The organism is Pseudoalteromonas rhizosphaerae, from assembly GCF_902498845.1.
In the GTDB taxonomy this organism is placed as follows: domain Bacteria; phylum Pseudomonadota; class Gammaproteobacteria; order Enterobacterales; family Alteromonadaceae; genus Pseudoalteromonas; species Pseudoalteromonas rhizosphaerae.
Map to the genome: position 1 here is coordinate 1 of NZ_CABVLM010000072.1, position 322 is coordinate 322.

At 34.8% G+C, this 322-nt stretch carries 1 rRNA gene; it reads left to right on the forward strand.

From position 1 onward, the window contains the following. Positions 1-69, forward strand: a 16S ribosomal RNA gene (locus PSR9079_RS23510); the annotation flags it as partial. Positions 70-322: the final 253 nt, after the last annotated feature.

Genomic DNA, 322 nt, shown 5'->3' on the forward strand with positions numbered 1-322 from the left:
TGATTCATGACTGGGGTGAAGTCGTAACAAGGTAGCCCTAGGGGAACCTGGGGCTGGATCACCTCCTTATACGATTTAGAACTTATTTGTTCGTAGTGTCCACACAGATGATTGTTAATTAGTGCGTATCCCTTTGGGATAACTAATTAATATGCTCTTTAAAAATTTGGAAAAGCTGATAATAAAATTCGTATAAATACAGTGTATTTGTACAGAGTTTTCAAAAGTAAAAAAGAATGATAGCAGTATCATTCAGTGCCATTTAATGAACGTTTCGTTTGTTGATTGGTATCTACTTTAGTATTCAATATTAACTTCTGGC